The following is a 17,820-nucleotide window of genomic DNA, read 5'->3' on the forward strand; positions in this document are numbered from 1 at the left end:
GTCATTCCATTGTACAAAAAAAGACCCTGTAGAGTAGACACTTTTTTTAAGTGTCTACTCTACAGGGTACAGTTTAGATAAGGGGCATCTTTTTTCTTTTTTCTTAATGAACATATTTGAGACAGTTACTGCTTATACTAACTATGTGACAAAGTTAAAAACATATTATATACCCGTTCTTCAGGTGTAATACTCCTGTTTTCGTTACCGAATATTTTTTAAAAAAATCAGGTTTTAGTTTAATTAAACGGGGAAAATAATGAGTACAGCGGCAAACAAAAAGAAAAAATTCACTAACACATTGAGGATTGTCCAATCAGTTCCTCAAGGGCTATAGCTAGCTAACACTACCTTATAACTAACACATTCACATTCATTAGATATTGTGCGTAATCGGCATTATACCATTTGAATGTAAAAGTTAAAAGAACTGAAAAAAGGGCATGACAATATGGAAGTGATGAGATTTCTTGAAGTCTGCTGTAGATATTAAAAATTAACTAATTTGAAGGAGGAAATATATTATGGGATTTTTATGGTCATTAATTATCGGAGGTATCATTGGTTGGTTAGCAGGTCTGATCGTTGGACGTGATGTACCATTTGGAATTATCGGCAACATTATCGCTGGTTTTGTTGGTGCATGGTTAGGTTCATTAATTCTTGGGCACTGGGGACCTACAGTAGCAGATTTCGCTATCGTTCCAGCATTGATTGGTGCAATCGTATTTGTTTTCATCTTAAGCCTTATCTTAAAAGGCATGAGAAAAGCATCTTAAATACAAAATAAAGCTGGCCCAGGTGGCCAGCTATTTTTTAAAAGTTAACCTTTATGATTTAGTCTATGATACAGATTAAACTGAAATGAAAAACACCGTTCCAATGGAACGGTGTTTTTCTATTATATGTGAAAATTGAATATTTCAGGTCGATCCAGGAAAGGAGCTTCAATAATCAACTTTTCCTCGGAAATGGGGTGGATGAATTCGATTTTTCGTGCATGCAGGGCTTGACGTGGGAAAGTCCTTCTTCCTCCATAAAGGGTATCTCCGGCCAAAGGGTGATTCAGATGGCTGAAATGTACCCTGATCTGGTGGGTTCGGCCGCTTTCCAAAGTACAGCTGACGAGCGTCAAGTTTTTCTTGGGATCGCGATTGAGCACCCGGTAATGGGTAACTGCGGTCTGACCTGAAGGGGAAACCCTTCGTCTCGTGGCATGGTGGCGGTCCCGGCCAATTTTTTCTTTGATTTCGCCTTCATCCTTTTTTATGTTTCCTTCGACTAAAGCAAGGTAAGTCCGTTTGATTTCCCTTGCTTCCAACATTCTATCCAGCATGGACCCAATGAGGCGGTTTTTGGCAAAAAGGACCGCACCGGTGGTATCTTTATCAAGCCTATGAATATGCTTGATCATACAGGTCTGGCCGGTTTGCCGAAGGTGGTGCGCAACTCCATTGATGAGGGAGTGTGCTTCACCTGGGAGAGAAGGGTGAGTATCCATTCCAGCCGGTTTATTGGCTATCAACAACAGGTCATCTTCATATAAGATGGATATTTCTAAGTCTGCCGTTTTAACAGTTTCATTTTCAGTTTGATCCAGCATGGGGATGCTGACCGTATCTCCTTCAGTAAGGACAGTTGACCATGTGACGGAATTGCCGTTCACTGTCACTTCTTTACTCATCCTCCACTCATGCACCAACTTCTTTGGGGCTTTCCACCGCTCCCTAAAAAGCTTTTCCAATGTTAATCCATTCCAGCTGTCCAGTACTTCTATTAATAAATGTTGGTTAGTTATATTGAAATTTTCCAATTTCATTCCTACTTTCGCCTTGTTTGGTTGTGGTTAAATGAAAAAAATAACCTTTGACCTATTGCTAAGATTTTCGTGGTGGAAATTACCACATGTTTTTTACAATTTTTATGTTATTCTATTGGGAAAGAAATCGCTTGTCCTAGAGTATACATATATTAGATAGGTCTAACGGATCTGAAAAAAGGTGGTTTTTTTAGTGAAGACGGTCTTTTCTTCAACTGAAGAACAAGAGCAAGAAATAGCGAGTCTCGTTTCTCGTTTCTACGAATCTGTATTTCCGAAATACTTTACGGAAAGTGAAATCCTTCATTTTCGTGAGATTGGCGTTTTGAAGCCGAATCAGGGTTCTTTTACTTACTTAGCAACATTAAGAGATGCATTTCAAGTTATGACATGTCTTCAAATCCTCATGTCGATATTGGATAAACAGAAGAGAGAAGATTCTATAGTGATGGAATCTAAGTCTGAAGAATTGTTCCAACATAACATCACTCTATTGAATGAATGCGGAATATTCTTCCCTTTTTATTATGACCATTTTTCACATATACATCATGAAGCGGGTAATGAGATGCAGATGATGGATATCAAGGTGGCCAATCAATATTTAGTATAAGTCAAAAAAAATGAACCGGCTATAACGGGTGAAGATTTCCGTTAGGGCCGGCTCATTTTTTTCATCCTTAATTAATATCGTGGTCCTCGAACCATTTCTCGAAGGTTTCCTCTTTATTAAAGCCAACGATCCGTTCTTGTTCCTGTCCATTTTTATAGTGAACGATGGTCGGCTCCTTTTTGATGCCATAATCGCTCCAGCCTTGTTCAAACTCCAAAAGGTTGTATTGAACTAGATCGATTCCCAGCTTTTCTGCCAAAGGTGCCACGACGGGTGTGGTTTTTTGACTGATCGAATTCGAAGGACTATAGAAATAAACGGTCACATCTTTATTATCTTGAAGGTCCTGCTCCAATTCTTCAGGCAGGATCAAGTTTTGATAATTGGGATCATCCAGCTGATCGACAGTAGCTGATTTGAGCTTATCTTTGCCGTATGGATTTCCTTTTGATTTTTCTTCTTTTTTCATGTTTGTAAATACGCCGAGCAGGACAAATAGCGCGACGATTATTACTAAAATTATAGCCATTTTCTTCATTAAGCTGCAACCTCCTTGGATCTTGTCCATACGATGTAACTGCATATAAAAATAATGACGAATGCAGTCAAGGCTAGGAATGGGATGGTAATTAAACCCAATACGTTAATATATTGTACTGTACATGAAACCCTTCAGCATGCAAGGGTGTGGTCAGAAAGGATGAGACCTTTTGTATCAAATTATGGTAAGTGGAAATGAATGCACCCGATTCGGATAGTATCATGGTATAAAAGCTGATCCAATAATCTTTTCGAATGATTGCAATTCCTAAAATGATTGTAAAAGGATACATGATGATCCGCTGATACCAACAGAGCGAGCATGGTTCATATTGCTTCATTTCAGAAAAATATAAGCTTCCTGAAAAAGCAATGATGGAAGCAGCCAGGCTACAAACATAAGTTTTCCACACTGCGTTTTGTATTGTTCATGGTTCCTCTTCCCCATCTCTTTTTGCTCTCATGAAAAGTATAGTATGTATGGACTGCGTCTGTAAAATATATATTCTTTTTCTGGGACATTAAGAATGATTTTTATCAATGGAATTTTGAAAACCTTGGGTAGGTTCAGTTGTTTTAATTTTTGAATAAGGGGTATAATTCTTACGGAAGAGATTAAAGGAGTCTGAGGAAAATGCCAAATTTAGACCTGCATAAATATGAAAAAATAATGGAAATACGTAATATGAGGCTAGGAGATATAGATGAAATAATTGCTCTACAGTCGAGTTGCTTTCCTGGAATGGTTCCCTGGAAGCGAGATCAGCTTGAGAGCCATCTGGCGATTTTTCCAGAAGGACAGTTTGTGGCTGAATATGATGGTAGAGTGATTGGCTCATGTTCCAGCCTCATCATTAATTTTGACGAATATGATGATCGCCATACATGGGATGATGTAACTGATAATGGATACATCACGAATCATAATCCGGACGGTTATAATTTATATGGAATCGAGGTCATGGTCCATCCTAAATTCCGCAGGATGAAAATTGGTCAAAGACTATATGATTCAAGGAAAGAACTTGTTGCCCAATTGAATTTAAAAAGCATCATTATAGGTGGCAGGATCCCCAATTACCATAAACATGCGGAGGAATTGCTACCAAGGGAATATGTCAAAGAGGTGCAATTGCATAAAATATATGACCCAGTCCTTTCGTTCCAGCTTTTAAATGGCTTCACGCTAATGAGGATCAATCCGAATTACTTGCCGGATGATCTGCAATCCAATAAGTATGCTACTCTCATGGAGTGGAATAACGTCGATTATCAGCCGAAAACAAAACGTTATTATAAAACATCCGAACCGGTACGGATCTGCGTCGTACAATACATGCTGCGTAAAATCGATTCATTCGAGGACTTCGCGAACCAAGTTGAGTATTTCACCGACGTGGCTTCGGATGCTAATGCGGATTTTGCCGTATTCCCGGAATTGTTCACTACCCAGTTGATGTCTTTCTTAAATGAAAGATCACCAAGCTTGGCTGTACGGAAACTGTCCGATTTCACGGAGCAGTACATTGAATTGTTCACCACTTTAGCAGTAAGGTATAACGTCAATATCATCGGCGGTTCCCATTTCGTAAAAGAAGATGATGATAACATCTATAATATCGCTTATTTATTCCGTCGTGACGGGACGATTGAAAAGCAATATAAAATTCACATCACACCGAATGAAAGAAAATGGTGGGGCATCAACGCTGGTGACCGTGTTCGTGTCTTTGATACGGACTGCGGGAAAATCGCGATACAAATTTGTTATGATATTGAGTTTCCGGAACTTGCCCGGATTGCTACCGATATGGGGGCAAAAATCATATTCACTCCATTTTGTACAGAAGACAGGCAAGGCTATCTGCGCGTTCGTTATTGTGCCCAGGCCCGTGCTGTGGAAAATCAAATTTATACCGTCATCTCCGGAACGGTGGGGAATCTGCCTCAAACGGAAAATATGGATATCCAATATGCTCAATCGGGAATCTTCGCTCCATCGGATTTCGAATTTGCACGTGACGGCATAGTCGGAGAAACCAGCCCGAACCTTGAGATGGTCCTGATTGGCGATGTTGATTTGGAGATCTTACGGCGAGAACGGCAGTCAGGTACTGTAAGGCAATTGAAAGACCGCCGCCATGATATTTATAAACTGCATTATCAAAAAGGCGGAAAATAAAAGGTATACGGGCTCGTGATGTGATGAACGCTGATGCGGTTCTATTCATTACGAGCCTTTACTTCATTTATTGGAATATATATGATAATTTTGTATATGTAAGCTAGCTACATAATAATAACAAATAAGGCGTTTGGGAGGAGATGTTGGAGATGGATTGGAAATCTTTATACACCACTTGGGCAGGGTACCAGAATTTAAATGGGGAATTACGTGTCCTCCTTGAGGAAATGCAGCGGGATGAAGCAAAACTCGAAGATGCCTTTTATAAGAATTTAGAATTTGGAACAGGCGGAATGCGTGGGGAAATCGGAGCTGGAACGAACCGGATGAATCTTTATACTGTAAGGAAGGCAACGGTTGGGTTGGCCCAATATATCTCTTCGTTTGGGAAAGAGGCAAAAGGAAGAGGGGCTGTGATTGCATATGATTCGAGACATAAGTCTCCTGAATTTGCACTAGAAGCAGCTAAAACCTTGGCGACATTTGGGGTGAAGGCTTATTTATTCGATGAGTTGCGTCCGACACCAGAATTATCATTTGCCGTTCGCGAGCTGAATGCTTTTGCTGGAATTGTCATTACGGCAAGCCACAATCCGCCTGAATATAATGGTTACAAGGTTTATGGACCAGATGGGGCACAATTGCCACCGGAAGCAGCGGATCAAGTGATCAGCTATGTGGATGCCATTGAAAATGAGCTTGAAATTCAGGTTGAAGAAGCGGAAGTTCTTAAAGGGCAGGGCCTCATCGAAATGATTGGGGAGGAATTGGATGCAGCATATAATCGAGAGTTGCTCACTGTTCCCGAGAATCCAAGGCTTGCCGAGGAAATAGATGTGTCAATCGTCTTTACGCCGCTTCATGGAACGGCAAATAAATCCGTCAGGCGGGCACTGCAAAGCTTAGGGTATCAAAATTTGCATATAGTTAAGGACCAGGAACTGCCAGATCCTGATTTTTCGACAGTCAAATCTCCAAATCCAGAGGAACCAGCTGCATTTGAAATGGCAATCGAGCTTGGAAACAAAGTGGAAGCGGACTTATTGATAGCAACGGATCCAGATGCCGATCGGCTTGGAATTGCTGTGAAAAACGAGATGGGTCAATATGTTGTCCTGACTGGAAATCAAACAGGCGCCCTTTTCCTTGATTATTTACTGTCCCAGAAAAAAGAAAAAGGGAATATTCCCCAAAATGGAGTCGTCTTAAAAACAATCGTCACCTCGGAAATCGGGCGGACGATTGCGGAGTCCTATGGCTTGCAGACGATTGATGTACTTACCGGGTTTAAGTTCATCGCCGAGAAAATAAATCAGTATAACGAAAGCGGGGAACATAGCTTTCTGTTCGGATATGAAGAAAGCTATGGTTATCTGATTAAAGACTTTGCACGTGATAAAGATGCCATTCAAGCGGCTGTGCTGGCTGTTGAGGTCTGTGCTTATTATAAAAAGCAGGGTTTGACGCTTTATGAAGGGTTACTGAATGTGTTTGAAAAATATGGATTCTACCTAGAAGGGTTGCGTTCATTAACTTTAAAGGGCATTGAGGGAGCGAAACAGATTCAAGGAATCTTGAATCAATTCCGTCAAAACCCGCCTGCTCGTATAGCTGGAATCGCGGTGGTCGTTGAAGAAGATTATCAAAGAAGCAAAAAGCGTACGTTACTTTCCGAGGGTGAAGAACTGATCGAGCTTCCGAAATCAAACGTATTGAAGTATTTCCTTGAGGATGGTACATGGGTATGCCTCCGTCCTTCAGGTACTGAACCGAAAATTAAATTCTATTTCGGTGTCCAAGGTAAATCAATGCCAGAAGCTGAGTCCAAGTTATCGGGAGTCATGGCAGATTTCATGGGCAAGATTGAAGCGTTAGTTTAAAGGTATGAAAAGCTAAACGAAAGATTTCCGGTCTTTCGTTTTTTTCGTGTAAAAGTATCTTAAAGTGGTCTCTGGGAAATTTGAATGAGCAAAATTCAAGGAAATTCGGTTTCGGTTTTGGTATACTGTATTGGCAAGTGACCTCGGAAAACATCGGTAAATTATTGAATTTAGAGTGAGCGGCAATAAGGGATAATGGAGGAATATTCATGAAATTAGTAATCATTAATGGTTCACCACGTAAACAAGGGCGTACAGGGATAGCCTCACGCTACATTTCCAAGAAATACGGAGCGGAACTTATTGATTTAAGCAATAGTGAGATCCCTTTATATTCAGGTGAAGGTGAGCAATATCAATTGGAAGTGATTCAAGGCCTTCGGAAAAGCATCGGGGAAGCGGATGGTGTGATCCTGACCACTCCGGAATATCATGGTTCCATGAGTGGAGCTTTGAAAAATGCCTTGGATTTTCTAAGCAATGAACAATTCACGCATAAACCAGTCGCTTTATTGGCTGTCTCCGGCGGAGGAAAAGGTGGGATCAACGCCTTAAATTCAATGAGAACAGTGGGCCGCAGCCTTTATGCAAATGTGATCGCCAAACAATTGGTTCTGGATCCACATTGCTTCGATTATGAAAATGATGGTTTACTTGAAGAGTCTGCCGTACTTGTGGAAGGTTTACTTGAAGATCTTAAAATGTATGCAGCTGCGTATGCAACAATGAAAAAATAATGAAATGAGGGTCAGGTATTTTCATACCTGACCCTTCCTTGTTTTATAGGGTTCACCAGCCAAAGTCAAATCCCCGAAAATCAATCTTCTTGTATAAATTTTCCCGTTTTGCAAAAACTATAGTTGATTTAAGCTTGGAAGTTCACTTAAATAATCACTTGTTTTTTCTGCCGCATGATCTAGATAACGAAGCAGCGCATACAACTGGGATTGAACAATTTGGTAATCATGCTCAAACCGGTATGCGTGCAAAAAATGTTCTATTTTTTTTGAAAGAAAATGATCTTTCGTCCGAACCATCAATACTAACAAGCTGTCCCAATCAGAACGGTGTGTGTGAAACAATGCCTGATCATAATCCGCAATCCTCATGTAGTTCTCCCCCTTAATAAGGAGCTATTTGTATTTTGTTCAGATCGGACAGAACATTTCCTTACAATAAGTGGTGATGTATTTGGACCGCGGTTGTTGCTTTTTACCTGAATAAAAAAAAAGGTGAGTACATGAGAGAAATAATGGTAATTGGAGTAATTGTCCTGCTTTTTTTTCCTGAAACCACACTCGCAGAAGAGGTGTATTCTCCTGAGCGGATGGAAATGGATCTGCAAGGAATCCAACACCAGTATGAATTGGACGTTCAAATAATCGGTCAAACTGAAAAGGGAAAAGATATAAAAGCAGTCAAGTTAGGAAAAGGAAAAAAATCGATTTTGTTTGTGGGGTCGCATCATGGGCGGGAATGGCTCAGCTCCAAACTTTTAATGAGCATGCTTGAAGACTATGCAGCCGCTTATCGAGCGGGCAAGCCTGTTGGAGAATACCCGTCGGGATCATTGGATGAAGTAAGCATCTGGTTCATCCCGATGCTTAATCCAGATGGAGTCAGCATCCAGCAAGGAGATTTATCAAACTTAAATATACTTGAAAAGGCAGCAGTATGGAAAATGAACGGATATAGCAAGAATTGGTCGCGATGGAAAGCCAACGCCAAGGGCATTGATTTAAATAGGCAGTATCCGTCTGGATGGAAAGAAGTCATGAGTCATGAAAAAAAACCATCTTATCAATTTTATAAAGGGGAAAAACCACTTGAAGCAGCTGAAGTTAAAGCGCTTGCGGATTTTACAAGGGAAATCGATCCCCTTCTTGCTGTTGCCTATCATACCTCAGGAAGGGAAATCTTTTGGCATTACAAAAATAAACGGGAAAATATGGTGAGGGATTATGGGATTGCCAAAAAAACATCGGAATTGACTGGGTATGAACTGACCTTTCCGGAAAAAGAAGCGGTAGGAAGTGGATTTACGGATTGGTTCATAACTGAATTCCACCGCCCGGGAATGACAATCGAACTTAGTTATTTAGTGGATGAAACCAATCCTCCATTGAGTGTATTTCCTGAGGAATGGAAAAGGAATCGATCAGTTGGAATCATGCTTGTTAAAGAAGCGATGCAGCTGCATAACAAATGAACAATCTTACATAATAATATTAAGAGGAAAATATGAGGAGGAAGAATTTTGAAAAAAGTCATCGTGATGTTAATGGGGATTTTTTTGATTATACAAGCAGGGTCCATTTCAACACAGGCCCAAAAACCCGATTACGAAAAATACGGAAAGATTGCGATTGCCGTAGTTCAGGCAGATTATCCTGAAGTTGAGGTTACCGATTACGAATATAAGGGTAGGAAAACTGTAGCGGAAAGTCTTGTCGAAGATGCTTTCATCTTTTTAGTCGTGGATAAGGGAAATGAGTTCAATGTCATCGTGACCGTACAACATGATTTGAAAAATGAAAAATTACTTAGTTTAAAGGTCACTGAGCAAAAAAGAAAGTAAATTCAGGACAAAAATAAAAGGTTTGAATTTTAGCCAACATCTTCACCTCGAGAAGATGTTTTTTTCTGATTTCTTTAAAGGATTGTCCGGAAAATGGTGGATATCGGATTAGTTGCCACGGTGAAGTGATACCTATCCGTTCCTTGATATCCGCTGCCATGAAGTTTTCATTGCTTTTATGAGCAGCTAACCAGTATAGTTAGTATCAGATTGAAACAATAAGCTTGATTGTAGGGGTATTAGAAAATGAGAAAGTTTAAGAAAGTTTATGTGGAAATTACAAATATATGTAACTTGAAGTGTAATTTTTGTCCAAGCTCCAGCTTGCAAAGGACTCTTAAATTCATGGATCCTGAAGGGTTTACACATGTAATCGAGAAAATCAAACCGCACACCGATCACATTTATTTTCATCTGATGGGTGAACCCTTTTTAAATAAAAATTTGGGTACATTCCTGGATATCAGTGCAGAAAATGACCTAAAGGTGAATATAACAACGAACGGTACTTTGATTCAAAAGGTCAAAGAAAAGCTGCTCTCCAAAAAAGCCCTTCGTCAGGTGAATATTTCACTTCATAGCTTTGAGGCAAACGATACGAGCAATAGTCTCGACTCATATGTCAGTAATATTGCCGATTTCATAAATGAGGCAAATGAAAAAAGTGAAATGATTTGTGCCATTCGTTTATGGAATATGGATACGGATGAACTAAAAGCGAGTAATGGCCTGAACGACGATATTCTCAGCATGTTGGAGGAGAAGCTTTCATTGGACATTCGTTTAAGTGAAGCTCTTCAGCAGAAGAATAATATTAAATTGAAGGACCGCGTTTATATAAACATGGCTGAAAAATTCGAGTGGCCAGAATTGGACCGTGACATTATCGATGAGAATATTTTCTGCTATGCTCTTAGAGATCAGTTAGGCATTTTGGTGGATGGTACAGTCGTACCTTGTTGTTTGGATAGTGAAGGGAAAATTCCACTGGGGAATATATTTGAAACGTCACTTGAAGATATTTTAAATGGTGAACGGGCTAAAAATATGTATGATGGTTTTTCAAGAAGATGTGCAGTTGAAGAATTATGTAAACGATGTGGCTATGCAAAGCGTCATAAAAAATAAATAAAGATAAGGAAACCATGGAGTTCATCTTCGTGGTTTTTTTGTGATTGAGGTACTTTGATATTTCTTTTTATTAAAAATTCTGAATATTATTGTTTTATTAAAAGTCCCATGATAAAATACTCTTTATTATTGATGAAGTAAAAACTTCATATTGTCATATTAGAAGTTTTGGATTCATATCTTGCTTCAGAGGGGATTTTTTATGGAATTACAGCAAAAAGTTAAAGAAGTATTCCCTGGTTTATCAACTGGCCAAAAAAAGGTAGCAAAATACTTGTTAGTACATTCACATACATTTGCAGTCACTTCAGCTCAAAAGCTCGGGAATGATATAGGTGTGAGTGAAACGACCATCATCCGCTTTTGTTATTCATTGGGGTTAAGTGGATTTGCGGAACTTCAAAAACTTATTCGAAATCAGTTGATATTCGAGAGCAGCAGTTTGAATGAATATCATTCTTCAAAACTTGAAGCTGCGAATCAACCAAACTTCATGGCTCAAGTGATGGGGCAGGATATCGTCAGTATCGAAAAGACAATCAAAAATTTATCAAATGAAGATTTTTCTAAAACGGTTGATAAATTGGCGGCAGCCGACAATGTTTTGATATCCGGACATCGGTTATCATTTTCTGCGGCACATTGGTTAACCTTTACACTGAGGCTTGTGAGGGAGGAGGTCCATTTATATAGGCCGGATACTGATGATATTTTTTTACTGATGAATAAAATGACTGAAAATTCTGTCTTTGTAGCCATTTCATTTCACCGTTATGTGAAAGAAACTGTGAAAATTACGGAAATGGCTAAACAAGCGGGTGCATTTGTAATTGGCGTAACGGATTCTGAATTGGCTCCGATTGCTGACTACACTGACATTTTATTGCCTATTTCAACACCAAGGACTTCCACTATCGATACGGCACCGGTTTTATTTTCATTATTGAATAGTATAGTAGCTGGTGTATCGATTAAAGATGAACAGGGTTTTAAAAAAAGAAAGGCCATATATGATGCGTTCAATCAAGACGAATATTTCTTTTGAAATAAAGTCATAAGTCAAGCCAATTAAGCCGGGAGTTAAGGGGGAGACAGAAATGGATATCAAACTAACAATAGAAAAATTAAGGCCGCGTATCATCGATATCTTCGACCAGTTACACGCAAATCCTGAAACGAGTTGGAATGAAGTGAGCACGACAGCATTCATTTCCAATATTTTAATGAAAAATCAATGCAAGGTAAAATCATTCGAAGACTGTACAGGAGTGATTGGGGAAATCGGGGATGGGAATTTCACAGTCGGGTTACGATCGGATATCGATGCACTTTGGCAGGAGGTGCATGGGACGTTTCAGGCCAATCATTCATGTGGACACGATGGGCATATGACCTTGGCGCTTGGTGTTTTCCTGGTATTGAAGGAAATGGACTTTCGACCAAGAGGTAAGCTGAAATTCATTTTTCAGCCTGCTGAAGAAAAAGGTACGGGCGCCTTGAAGATGATTGAAGAGAAAGTTTTGGATGATGTCGATTTCCTTTATGGAGTGCACTTAAGGCCAGTTGAGGAAGTGAAGGATGGGCAGGCGGCTCCAGCCATTGTCCATGGGGCTGCCCAGTTCATTAAAGGAGAAATAGCGGGGACGGATGCACATGGAGCCAGACCGCATCAAGGGCAAAATGCCATCGAGATAGGAGCAGCATTCGTCACTTTATTAAATGGTATCCATCTCAATCCGTCCATCCCTTATTCAGTAAAAATGACGCAGTTTTTTGCTGGGGGCGAAAGTTCCAATATCATCCCAGGGAGAGCCACTTTCTCATTGGATTTAAGGGCTCAGGATAATGCTGTCATGGAAGAGCTCACCAAAAAGGTGGAAAAAGTTGCCGAATCCTTGGCCATTGTCCATGGAGTTGAAATGAAACTCGAACCGGGAACCAACGTTGCTGCAGCAATCGTGAATGAACAAGCCCAGGAAATAATGGCTGAAGCGATAGTCGATACACTCGGAGAAGAAAATCTGGTAGCGCCTGTCATTACAACTGGAGGAGAGGATTTTCATTTTTATACGCTGAAAAGACCCAAGCTCAAAGCGACGATGCTTGGGTTGGGATGTAATTTGACACCAGGGCTCCATCATCCGAACATGACGTTCAACAAAGATGCTTTGTTATCGGGAATTGAAATCCTGACTAAGGCCATCATATTTACTTTCGAGAAATATGGCGAGGGGGGACACCTACATGACTGATGAATTAATCATTAAATCCCTAACAACACTAGAGGACTTACAAGAAGTACAGCGTCTTGAAATCCTTGTATGGGGCATGGATTGCGTTCCTACCCATCAGACGATTACCGCAGTCAAAAACGGAGGGCTTGTTTTAGGCGGTTACCTCAATGACCAGTTAGTTGGATTTCAATACAGTTTCCCGGGATTCAAGGATGGAAGGGTGTTTCTTTGTTCACATATGTTAGCCATCCATCCGGCTCATCAAAAGAAGGGCTACGGCAGATTACTTAAACTGGCACAAAAAGAAGAAGCGCTCAAAAAAGGCTACGATCTAATTACATGGACATATGATCCATTGGAAAGTGTGAACGCAAACTTGAATATCGGTAAACTAAAAGCGGTTTGTTCAACATATATGGAAGATTGTTATGGAAATATGAAGGATACCCTCAATGAAGGATTGTCCACTGATCGTTTCATGGTGGAATGGAATATAGGGCAGGGAGCAAAGGAAGAGACGCCACTTCCTGATAAAGCCATACACATTGTAACCACAGAAATGAATGACCAAGGCTTTCCTTACATCAAGGATTATCATTTGGAAACCAATGCCGACGTGGTCGCTATACCCATTCCGACAGATATTCAAAAAATCAAAAAAGATGATCTCCGCCTTGCGATTGATTGGCGGTCGAAAACGGGCGAATTATTCAAAACGCTTTTTGCCAAAGGATATGTTGCAGTCGGAATAGCACGGGAACAAGGTGAAACCATTCAAAACTACTTATTAAAAAAACAAGAATAAGAGGGGAATCGGGATGAAAATAACAGAAGTGCGTTTACGTCATTTAAATATGGATTTGGTAGCTCCATTTACAACAAGTTTTGGAACATTTGTGGATAAGGAATTCATACTTGTAGAAGTGAAAAATGGAGAGGGGCTTTCGGGCTGGGCTGAATCTGTGGCGTTTTCAGCACCTTGGTATAACGAAGAAACCATAAAAACCAATTGGACCATGCTGGAGGATTTCCTGATTCCGCTTGTATTGAATAAAGAAATAGAGCATCCTCGTGATGTATCGGATATGTTCTCGCATATTCGTAAAAATAATATGGCAAAATCGGCAATCGAGGGGGCCATCTGGGATTTATATGCGAAAGAAAAGAATATTCCATTAAGTATGGCTTTAGGCGGGGAACTAAAAAAAATCGATGTTGGAATCAGCATCGGCATCCAAAAAACGGTACCTGAATTACTGGCGAAGATAGAAGCTGGATTGAGAGATGGGTATAAAAGAATCAAAATGAAAATACAACCAGGATGGGATGTAGATGTAATCAGGGAAGTACGCAGTCGATATCCCGATGTTCCGATCATGGCGGATGCAAACTCCGCTTACCGGCTGAAAGACATCGAATTACTGAAACAACTTGATCAATTTGATTTAATGATGATCGAGCAGCCCTTGTCATCAGACGATATTGTCGATCATGCCACATTACAGGCGGAAATCAAAACACCGATTTGCTTGGATGAAAGTATACATTCCGTGGAAGATGCAAGAAAAGCCCTTGAATTGGAAAGCTGTAAAATCATTAATATTAAGATCGGCAGGGTTGGCGGTTTAACGGAAGCAATGAAAATACATGAATTATGTAAAGAAAGAAATGTTCCGGTTTGGTGCGGAGGCATGTTGGAATCCGGTGTGGGGCGTGCCCATAATATCGCATTGACAACACTTGATAACTTCACGATGCCTGGTGATACGGCGGCATCTGCGAATTATTGGCATAAGGACATCATTCAACCAGAGGTTACAGTGGAAGATGGAGTCATAACTGTGCCAAAGGGGGCAGGCATTGGCTATGAAGTCAATTACGCTGCGGTCGATGGATTCACTTCCCATAGTAAAAGATATTCCAAATGATAAATGAACAAGAGTTGGAATAATAGCTCTACCCAGCTTCATGGGCGATGGATCGTAAAAATTACTGAAGCTGGGAAGCTATTACGGATCAGGGATTGTGATGAACGGGAAGATATTTCATTTAATCCAAATTATCAGAATAATCTTTTAATTAGGGCGGGGGTCGGATATGAAAAAAAGTGTAAATCTTGCAGGGGCATATATTGGAATCATCATTGGAGCAGGCTTCGCTTCAGGACAAGAAGTATTACAATTCTTCACTAGCTTTGGAATCTACAGTGTATTGGGAATTGTGGTTGCGACAGCTTTATTCGCGTTCTTAGGCATGCAGGTTACGCAATTGGGGAGCACTTTGCAAACGCGCTCCCATAAAAGCATCATCGAACATATTTGTGGCCGCTATTTAGGCAGGGTGGTCGATGTTATTATCACATTTTTCTTGTTTGGCGTTACTGTCATCATGATTGCTGGTTCCGGAACGATTTTTGAAGAACAATTCGGGATTCCCAGTATAGTTGGTGCAATTGTCATGACAGTGCTGACGATTGGCACGCTCTTACTTAATGTTAATAAAATAATGTCCATCATTAGTGCCGTCACACCGTTTTTATTTGTTATCATGATCATTATTTCAGGTTATTCATTTTTCACATCCGATCTAAGTTTCAATGAAATCATTTCATCTTCAAGTAAAGGAAATGCTGCAACCGGAAACTGGATAATGGGTTCATTACTTTATGTTTCATATAATATGACTGCCGGAATTGCCATGCTAGCCGTAATGGGAGGGACCTTCAAGAATAAGAAGGAGGCTGGTATTGGAGGGATTCTGGGAGGTATCGGATTGGGGATCTTGCTATTGTTAATCAATTTGGGGATGATGTCCGACTTGAAGGGCATAGAAGGCTCAGGAATGCCTACCCTTCATTTAGCGAATCAGATTTCTCCATGGTTGGGATATATCCTATCAATCATCCTTTTAGGAATGATTTATAATACCGCTGTCGGGATGCTGTATGCATTCACAGCCAGGTTGGTTCCTGCCGAAACGAGACGCTTTAAAATATCCGTGATAATGGTAGGGATCCTTGCCTTCCTTGCAAGTTTCGTTGGCTTCATAAAATTGGTTGGAACGGTATACCCCGTCACAGGATATTTAGGCTTTGTAATCATTGCAGCGCTTATCATTTCCTGGATTCGGTCAAAAGCGAAAAAGGGGGCAGTGAATACGGAATTCGCAAAATTATAATAGAGTAGGGAAATTAAGATAGAGTACAGAACTGCATGAATCATTTGAACAGACATCTTCTTCATGGAGGTGTTTTTTTTATTATCGAGGATCTTTACTCATGATCACGGCATTTTTCCTCCTTTTTTTCATACATTAGTTTAAAGGCGGAAGACAAGGGGGATATCGGATGAATGGAGCGGAGCAAAAGGCTCTGGAATATGCCATTAGTGAAATTACAGAAATAGCAACTGGATTCGGGTTGGATTTTTACCCGATGCGTTATGAAATTTGCCCTTCAGAAATCATTTATACATTTGGTGCCTATGGGATGCCGACCCGTTTTTCTCATTGGAGCTTTGGGAAGCAGTTTCATAAAATGAAGCTGCAGTATGACTTTGGATTAAGTAAGATCTACGAACTGGTCATTAACTCTAATCCTTGTTACGCTTTTCTGCTGGACTCCAATTCACTAGTACAAAATAAATTGATTGTCGCCCACGTTTTGGCCCATTGTGATTTTTTTAAGAATAATGTACGTTTCAATAATACTAAGAGAGATATGGTGGAAAGTATGTCGGCCACGGCAGAAAGAATCCGTGAATATGAAATCCTGCATGGCAAAAAGGAAGTGGAAACTTTCCTCGATGCACTTTTAGCCATTGAAGAACATATCGATCCGTCACTGATGAGACCGAAGCTTGCCTGGACGATGGAAGATGAGGAAGAAGAAGAGGAAGCAAAACCGACAGCCACACAATACGATGATTTATGGAATCTTGATAATAAGGATAAACCGAAGAAATCCAACATTAAAAAAAGAAAAAAATTCCCGCCAAGGCCAGAAAAGGATATTATGCTTTTCATTGAACAGTACAGCAGGGACCTATCCGATTGGCAACGGGATATCATGACGATGATCAGGGAAGAAATGCTTTATTTCTGGCCGCAGCTGGAAACGAAAATCATGAACGAAGGCTGGGCATCCTACTGGCATCAACGCATAATCCGTGAATTGGATTTATCCTCAGGGGAAGCCATTGAGTTCGCAAAACTGAACGCAGGTGTCGTTCAGCCATCAAAGACCAGCATAAATCCTTATTATCTCGGATTGAAAGTGCTTGAAGATATTGAAGAACGCTATGATAATCCAACCGAAGAAATGATCAAGCTGGGTGTCAAGCCTGGATCTGGCCGGGAAAAGATGTTCGAAGTCAGGGAAATCGAATCGGATATTTCCTTTCTCCGCAATTATTTGACCAAAGACCTGGTCATGCGGGAGGATATGTATTTATTCCAAAAGCAGGGCAAGGATTACAAAATCGTCGATAAGGCATGGGAACAGATTCGTGATCAACTCGTCAGTATGAGGGTTAACGGCGGATTCCCCTATATCACAGTAAATGATGGAGACTACATGCGTAATGGGGAACTTTATCTAAAACATTGGTATGAAGATATTGAACTGGATCTGAAATATCTCGAAAAAGTCATGCCATATATCCATCAGCTTTGGGGCCGCTCCGTGCATATGGAATCAGTCATGGAAGGAAAAGAAGTCATGTTTTCCTATGATGGAAAAAGTATTCACAAGAAATATTTGTAAACAAAAAAACTGCCGGTAACTCGGCAGTTTTTTTGTTTCGTATGATTCCTTCACGAATTGTCATACCCTCCAACTTCT

18 protein-coding genes are annotated in these 17,820 nt (G+C 40.3%); 14 read left to right on the plus strand and 4 right to left on the minus strand.

The window, feature by feature from the left end; all coding sequences use genetic code 11:
* Positions 1-524 precede the first annotated feature (524 nt).
* Positions 525-779, plus strand: a complete 255-nt coding sequence (locus ACFX4L_RS12420) for a GlsB/YeaQ/YmgE family stress response membrane protein (protein WP_176432049.1) — start codon at positions 525-527, stop codon at positions 777-779.
* Between the two features lie 122 nt (positions 780-901).
* Here the strand turns inward: ACFX4L_RS12420 and ACFX4L_RS12425 are convergent, their stop codons facing one another.
* Positions 902-1,819, minus strand: a complete 918-nt coding sequence (locus ACFX4L_RS12425; protein WP_377382414.1) for an RluA family pseudouridine synthase — start codon at positions 1,817-1,819, stop codon at positions 902-904.
* A 193-nt stretch (positions 1,820-2,012) separates the two neighbouring features.
* On the opposite strand from ACFX4L_RS12425, the gene ACFX4L_RS12430 reads away from it, so the two are divergent.
* The gene (locus ACFX4L_RS12430; RefSeq protein ID WP_125163472.1) at positions 2,013-2,432 is read left to right on the plus strand and encodes a DUF5365 family protein; all 420 of its coding nucleotides are present in this window, start codon (positions 2,013-2,015) and stop codon (positions 2,430-2,432) included.
* A gap of 67 nt (positions 2,433-2,499) precedes the next feature.
* Here ACFX4L_RS12430 and ACFX4L_RS12435 read toward each other — a convergent pair whose 3' ends face one another.
* A complete protein-coding gene (locus ACFX4L_RS12435) occupies positions 2,500-2,970 on the minus strand; it encodes a thioredoxin family protein (protein WP_284471631.1) in 471 nt (156 codons plus the stop codon).
* Between the two features lie 91 nt (positions 2,971-3,061).
* Positions 3,062-3,313, minus strand: a complete 252-nt coding sequence (locus ACFX4L_RS12440) for a disulfide bond formation protein B (RefSeq protein WP_375166312.1) — start codon at positions 3,311-3,313, stop codon at positions 3,062-3,064.
* A 293-nt stretch (positions 3,314-3,606) separates the two neighbouring features.
* Here ACFX4L_RS12440 and ACFX4L_RS12445 point away from each other — a divergent pair, with 293 nt between their 5' ends.
* From ACFX4L_RS12445 to ACFX4L_RS12455, 3 genes are all read left to right on the plus strand, one after another.
* Positions 3,607-5,154, plus strand: coding sequence for a carbon-nitrogen hydrolase family protein (locus ACFX4L_RS12445; RefSeq protein ID WP_061461865.1), 1,548 nt, complete (start codon positions 3,607-3,609; stop codon positions 5,152-5,154).
* A gap of 152 nt (positions 5,155-5,306) precedes the next feature.
* Entirely contained in the window at positions 5,307-7,037 is a 1,731-nt protein-coding gene (locus ACFX4L_RS12450; protein WP_377382418.1) for a phospho-sugar mutase, read from the plus strand.
* A gap of 209 nt (positions 7,038-7,246) precedes the next feature.
* On the plus strand, positions 7,247-7,774 hold the full coding sequence (locus ACFX4L_RS12455) for an NADPH-dependent FMN reductase (RefSeq protein ID WP_061461867.1): 528 nt from the start codon (positions 7,247-7,249) through the stop codon (positions 7,772-7,774).
* Positions 7,775-7,891: 117 nt separating this feature from the next.
* Here the strand turns inward: ACFX4L_RS12455 and ACFX4L_RS12460 are convergent, their stop codons facing one another.
* The gene (locus ACFX4L_RS12460) at positions 7,892-8,146 is read right to left on the minus strand and encodes a YhdB family protein (protein WP_061461868.1); all 255 of its coding nucleotides are present in this window, start codon (positions 8,144-8,146) and stop codon (positions 7,892-7,894) included.
* Between the two features lie 131 nt (positions 8,147-8,277).
* On the opposite strand from ACFX4L_RS12460, the gene ACFX4L_RS12465 reads away from it, so the two are divergent.
* The 9 genes from ACFX4L_RS12465 (at position 8,278) to ACFX4L_RS12505 (ending at position 17,742) form a co-directional block, all read left to right on the plus strand.
* Positions 8,278-9,246, plus strand: coding sequence for a M14 family zinc carboxypeptidase (locus ACFX4L_RS12465; protein WP_377382421.1), 969 nt, complete (start codon positions 8,278-8,280; stop codon positions 9,244-9,246).
* A 48-nt stretch (positions 9,247-9,294) separates the two neighbouring features.
* Entirely contained in the window at positions 9,295-9,615 is a 321-nt protein-coding gene (locus ACFX4L_RS12470; RefSeq protein WP_377382423.1) for a DUF3889 domain-containing protein, read from the plus strand.
* Between the two features lie 246 nt (positions 9,616-9,861).
* Positions 9,862-10,743, plus strand: a complete 882-nt coding sequence (locus ACFX4L_RS12475; protein ID WP_089364698.1) for a radical SAM/SPASM domain-containing protein — start codon at positions 9,862-9,864, stop codon at positions 10,741-10,743.
* A gap of 205 nt (positions 10,744-10,948) precedes the next feature.
* The gene (locus ACFX4L_RS12480) at positions 10,949-11,791 is read left to right on the plus strand and encodes a MurR/RpiR family transcriptional regulator (protein WP_284471627.1); all 843 of its coding nucleotides are present in this window, start codon (positions 10,949-10,951) and stop codon (positions 11,789-11,791) included.
* 52 nt (positions 11,792-11,843) lie between these two features.
* Positions 11,844-12,998: a M20 peptidase aminoacylase family protein gene (locus ACFX4L_RS12485; RefSeq protein WP_377382427.1), complete on the plus strand. Its 1,155-nt coding sequence runs from the start codon at positions 11,844-11,846 to the stop codon at positions 12,996-12,998.
* Complete coding sequence (locus tag ACFX4L_RS12490; RefSeq protein WP_377382430.1) at positions 12,991-13,785, plus strand: GNAT family N-acetyltransferase; 795 nt, start codon at positions 12,991-12,993, stop codon at positions 13,783-13,785. The genes ACFX4L_RS12485 and ACFX4L_RS12490 overlap by 8 nt, the downstream gene beginning before the upstream one ends.
* A 13-nt stretch (positions 13,786-13,798) precedes the next feature.
* The gene (gene menC, locus ACFX4L_RS12495; protein ID WP_377382433.1) at positions 13,799-14,908 is read left to right on the plus strand and encodes an o-succinylbenzoate synthase; all 1,110 of its coding nucleotides are present in this window, start codon (positions 13,799-13,801) and stop codon (positions 14,906-14,908) included.
* Between the two features lie 169 nt (positions 14,909-15,077).
* Entirely contained in the window at positions 15,078-16,157 is a 1,080-nt protein-coding gene (locus tag ACFX4L_RS12500; RefSeq protein ID WP_377405297.1) for a YkvI family membrane protein, read from the plus strand.
* A gap of 169 nt (positions 16,158-16,326) precedes the next feature.
* Positions 16,327-17,742 (plus strand): SpoVR family protein, encoded by a 1,416-nt coding sequence (locus ACFX4L_RS12505; RefSeq protein ID WP_377382436.1) that lies wholly within the window; start codon positions 16,327-16,329, stop codon positions 17,740-17,742.
* Positions 17,743-17,820 lie beyond the last annotated feature (78 nt).

The sequence above is a fragment of the Peribacillus sp. YIM B13482 genome, from assembly GCF_042787975.1.
Taxonomy (GTDB): Bacteria; Bacillota; Bacilli; order Bacillales; family DSM-1321; genus Peribacillus; species Peribacillus simplex_A.

Coding starts and splice junctions, on each gene's coding strand:
- ACFX4L_RS12505 (WP_377382436.1), top strand. CDS start 16,327: ATGAATGGAGCGGAGCAAAAGGCTCTGGAATATGCCATTAGTGAAATT.
- ACFX4L_RS12440 (WP_375166312.1), bottom strand. CDS start 3,313: ATGAAGCAATATGAACCATGCTCGCTCTGTTGGTATCAGCGGATCATC.
- ACFX4L_RS12450 (WP_377382418.1), top strand. CDS start 5,307: ATGGATTGGAAATCTTTATACACCACTTGGGCAGGGTACCAGAATTTA.
- ACFX4L_RS12460 (WP_061461868.1), bottom strand. CDS start 8,146: ATGAGGATTGCGGATTATGATCAGGCATTGTTTCACACACACCGTTCT.
- ACFX4L_RS12475 (WP_089364698.1), top strand. CDS start 9,862: ATGAGAAAGTTTAAGAAAGTTTATGTGGAAATTACAAATATATGTAAC.
- menC (WP_377382433.1), top strand. CDS start 13,799: ATGAAAATAACAGAAGTGCGTTTACGTCATTTAAATATGGATTTGGTA.
- ACFX4L_RS12500 (WP_377405297.1), top strand. CDS start 15,078: ATGAAAAAAAGTGTAAATCTTGCAGGGGCATATATTGGAATCATCATT.
- ACFX4L_RS12490 (WP_377382430.1), top strand. CDS start 12,991: ATGACTGATGAATTAATCATTAAATCCCTAACAACACTAGAGGACTTA.
- ACFX4L_RS12445 (WP_061461865.1), top strand. CDS start 3,607: ATGCCAAATTTAGACCTGCATAAATATGAAAAAATAATGGAAATACGT.
- ACFX4L_RS12465 (WP_377382421.1), top strand. CDS start 8,278: ATGAGAGAAATAATGGTAATTGGAGTAATTGTCCTGCTTTTTTTTCCT.
- ACFX4L_RS12425 (WP_377382414.1), bottom strand. CDS start 1,819: ATGAAATTGGAAAATTTCAATATAACTAACCAACATTTATTAATAGAA.
- ACFX4L_RS12455 (WP_061461867.1), top strand. CDS start 7,247: ATGAAATTAGTAATCATTAATGGTTCACCACGTAAACAAGGGCGTACA.
- ACFX4L_RS12435 (WP_284471631.1), bottom strand. CDS start 2,970: ATGAAGAAAATGGCTATAATTTTAGTAATAATCGTCGCGCTATTTGTC.
- ACFX4L_RS12480 (WP_284471627.1), top strand. CDS start 10,949: ATGGAATTACAGCAAAAAGTTAAAGAAGTATTCCCTGGTTTATCAACT.
- ACFX4L_RS12420 (WP_176432049.1), top strand. CDS start 525: ATGGGATTTTTATGGTCATTAATTATCGGAGGTATCATTGGTTGGTTA.
- ACFX4L_RS12485 (WP_377382427.1), top strand. CDS start 11,844: ATGGATATCAAACTAACAATAGAAAAATTAAGGCCGCGTATCATCGAT.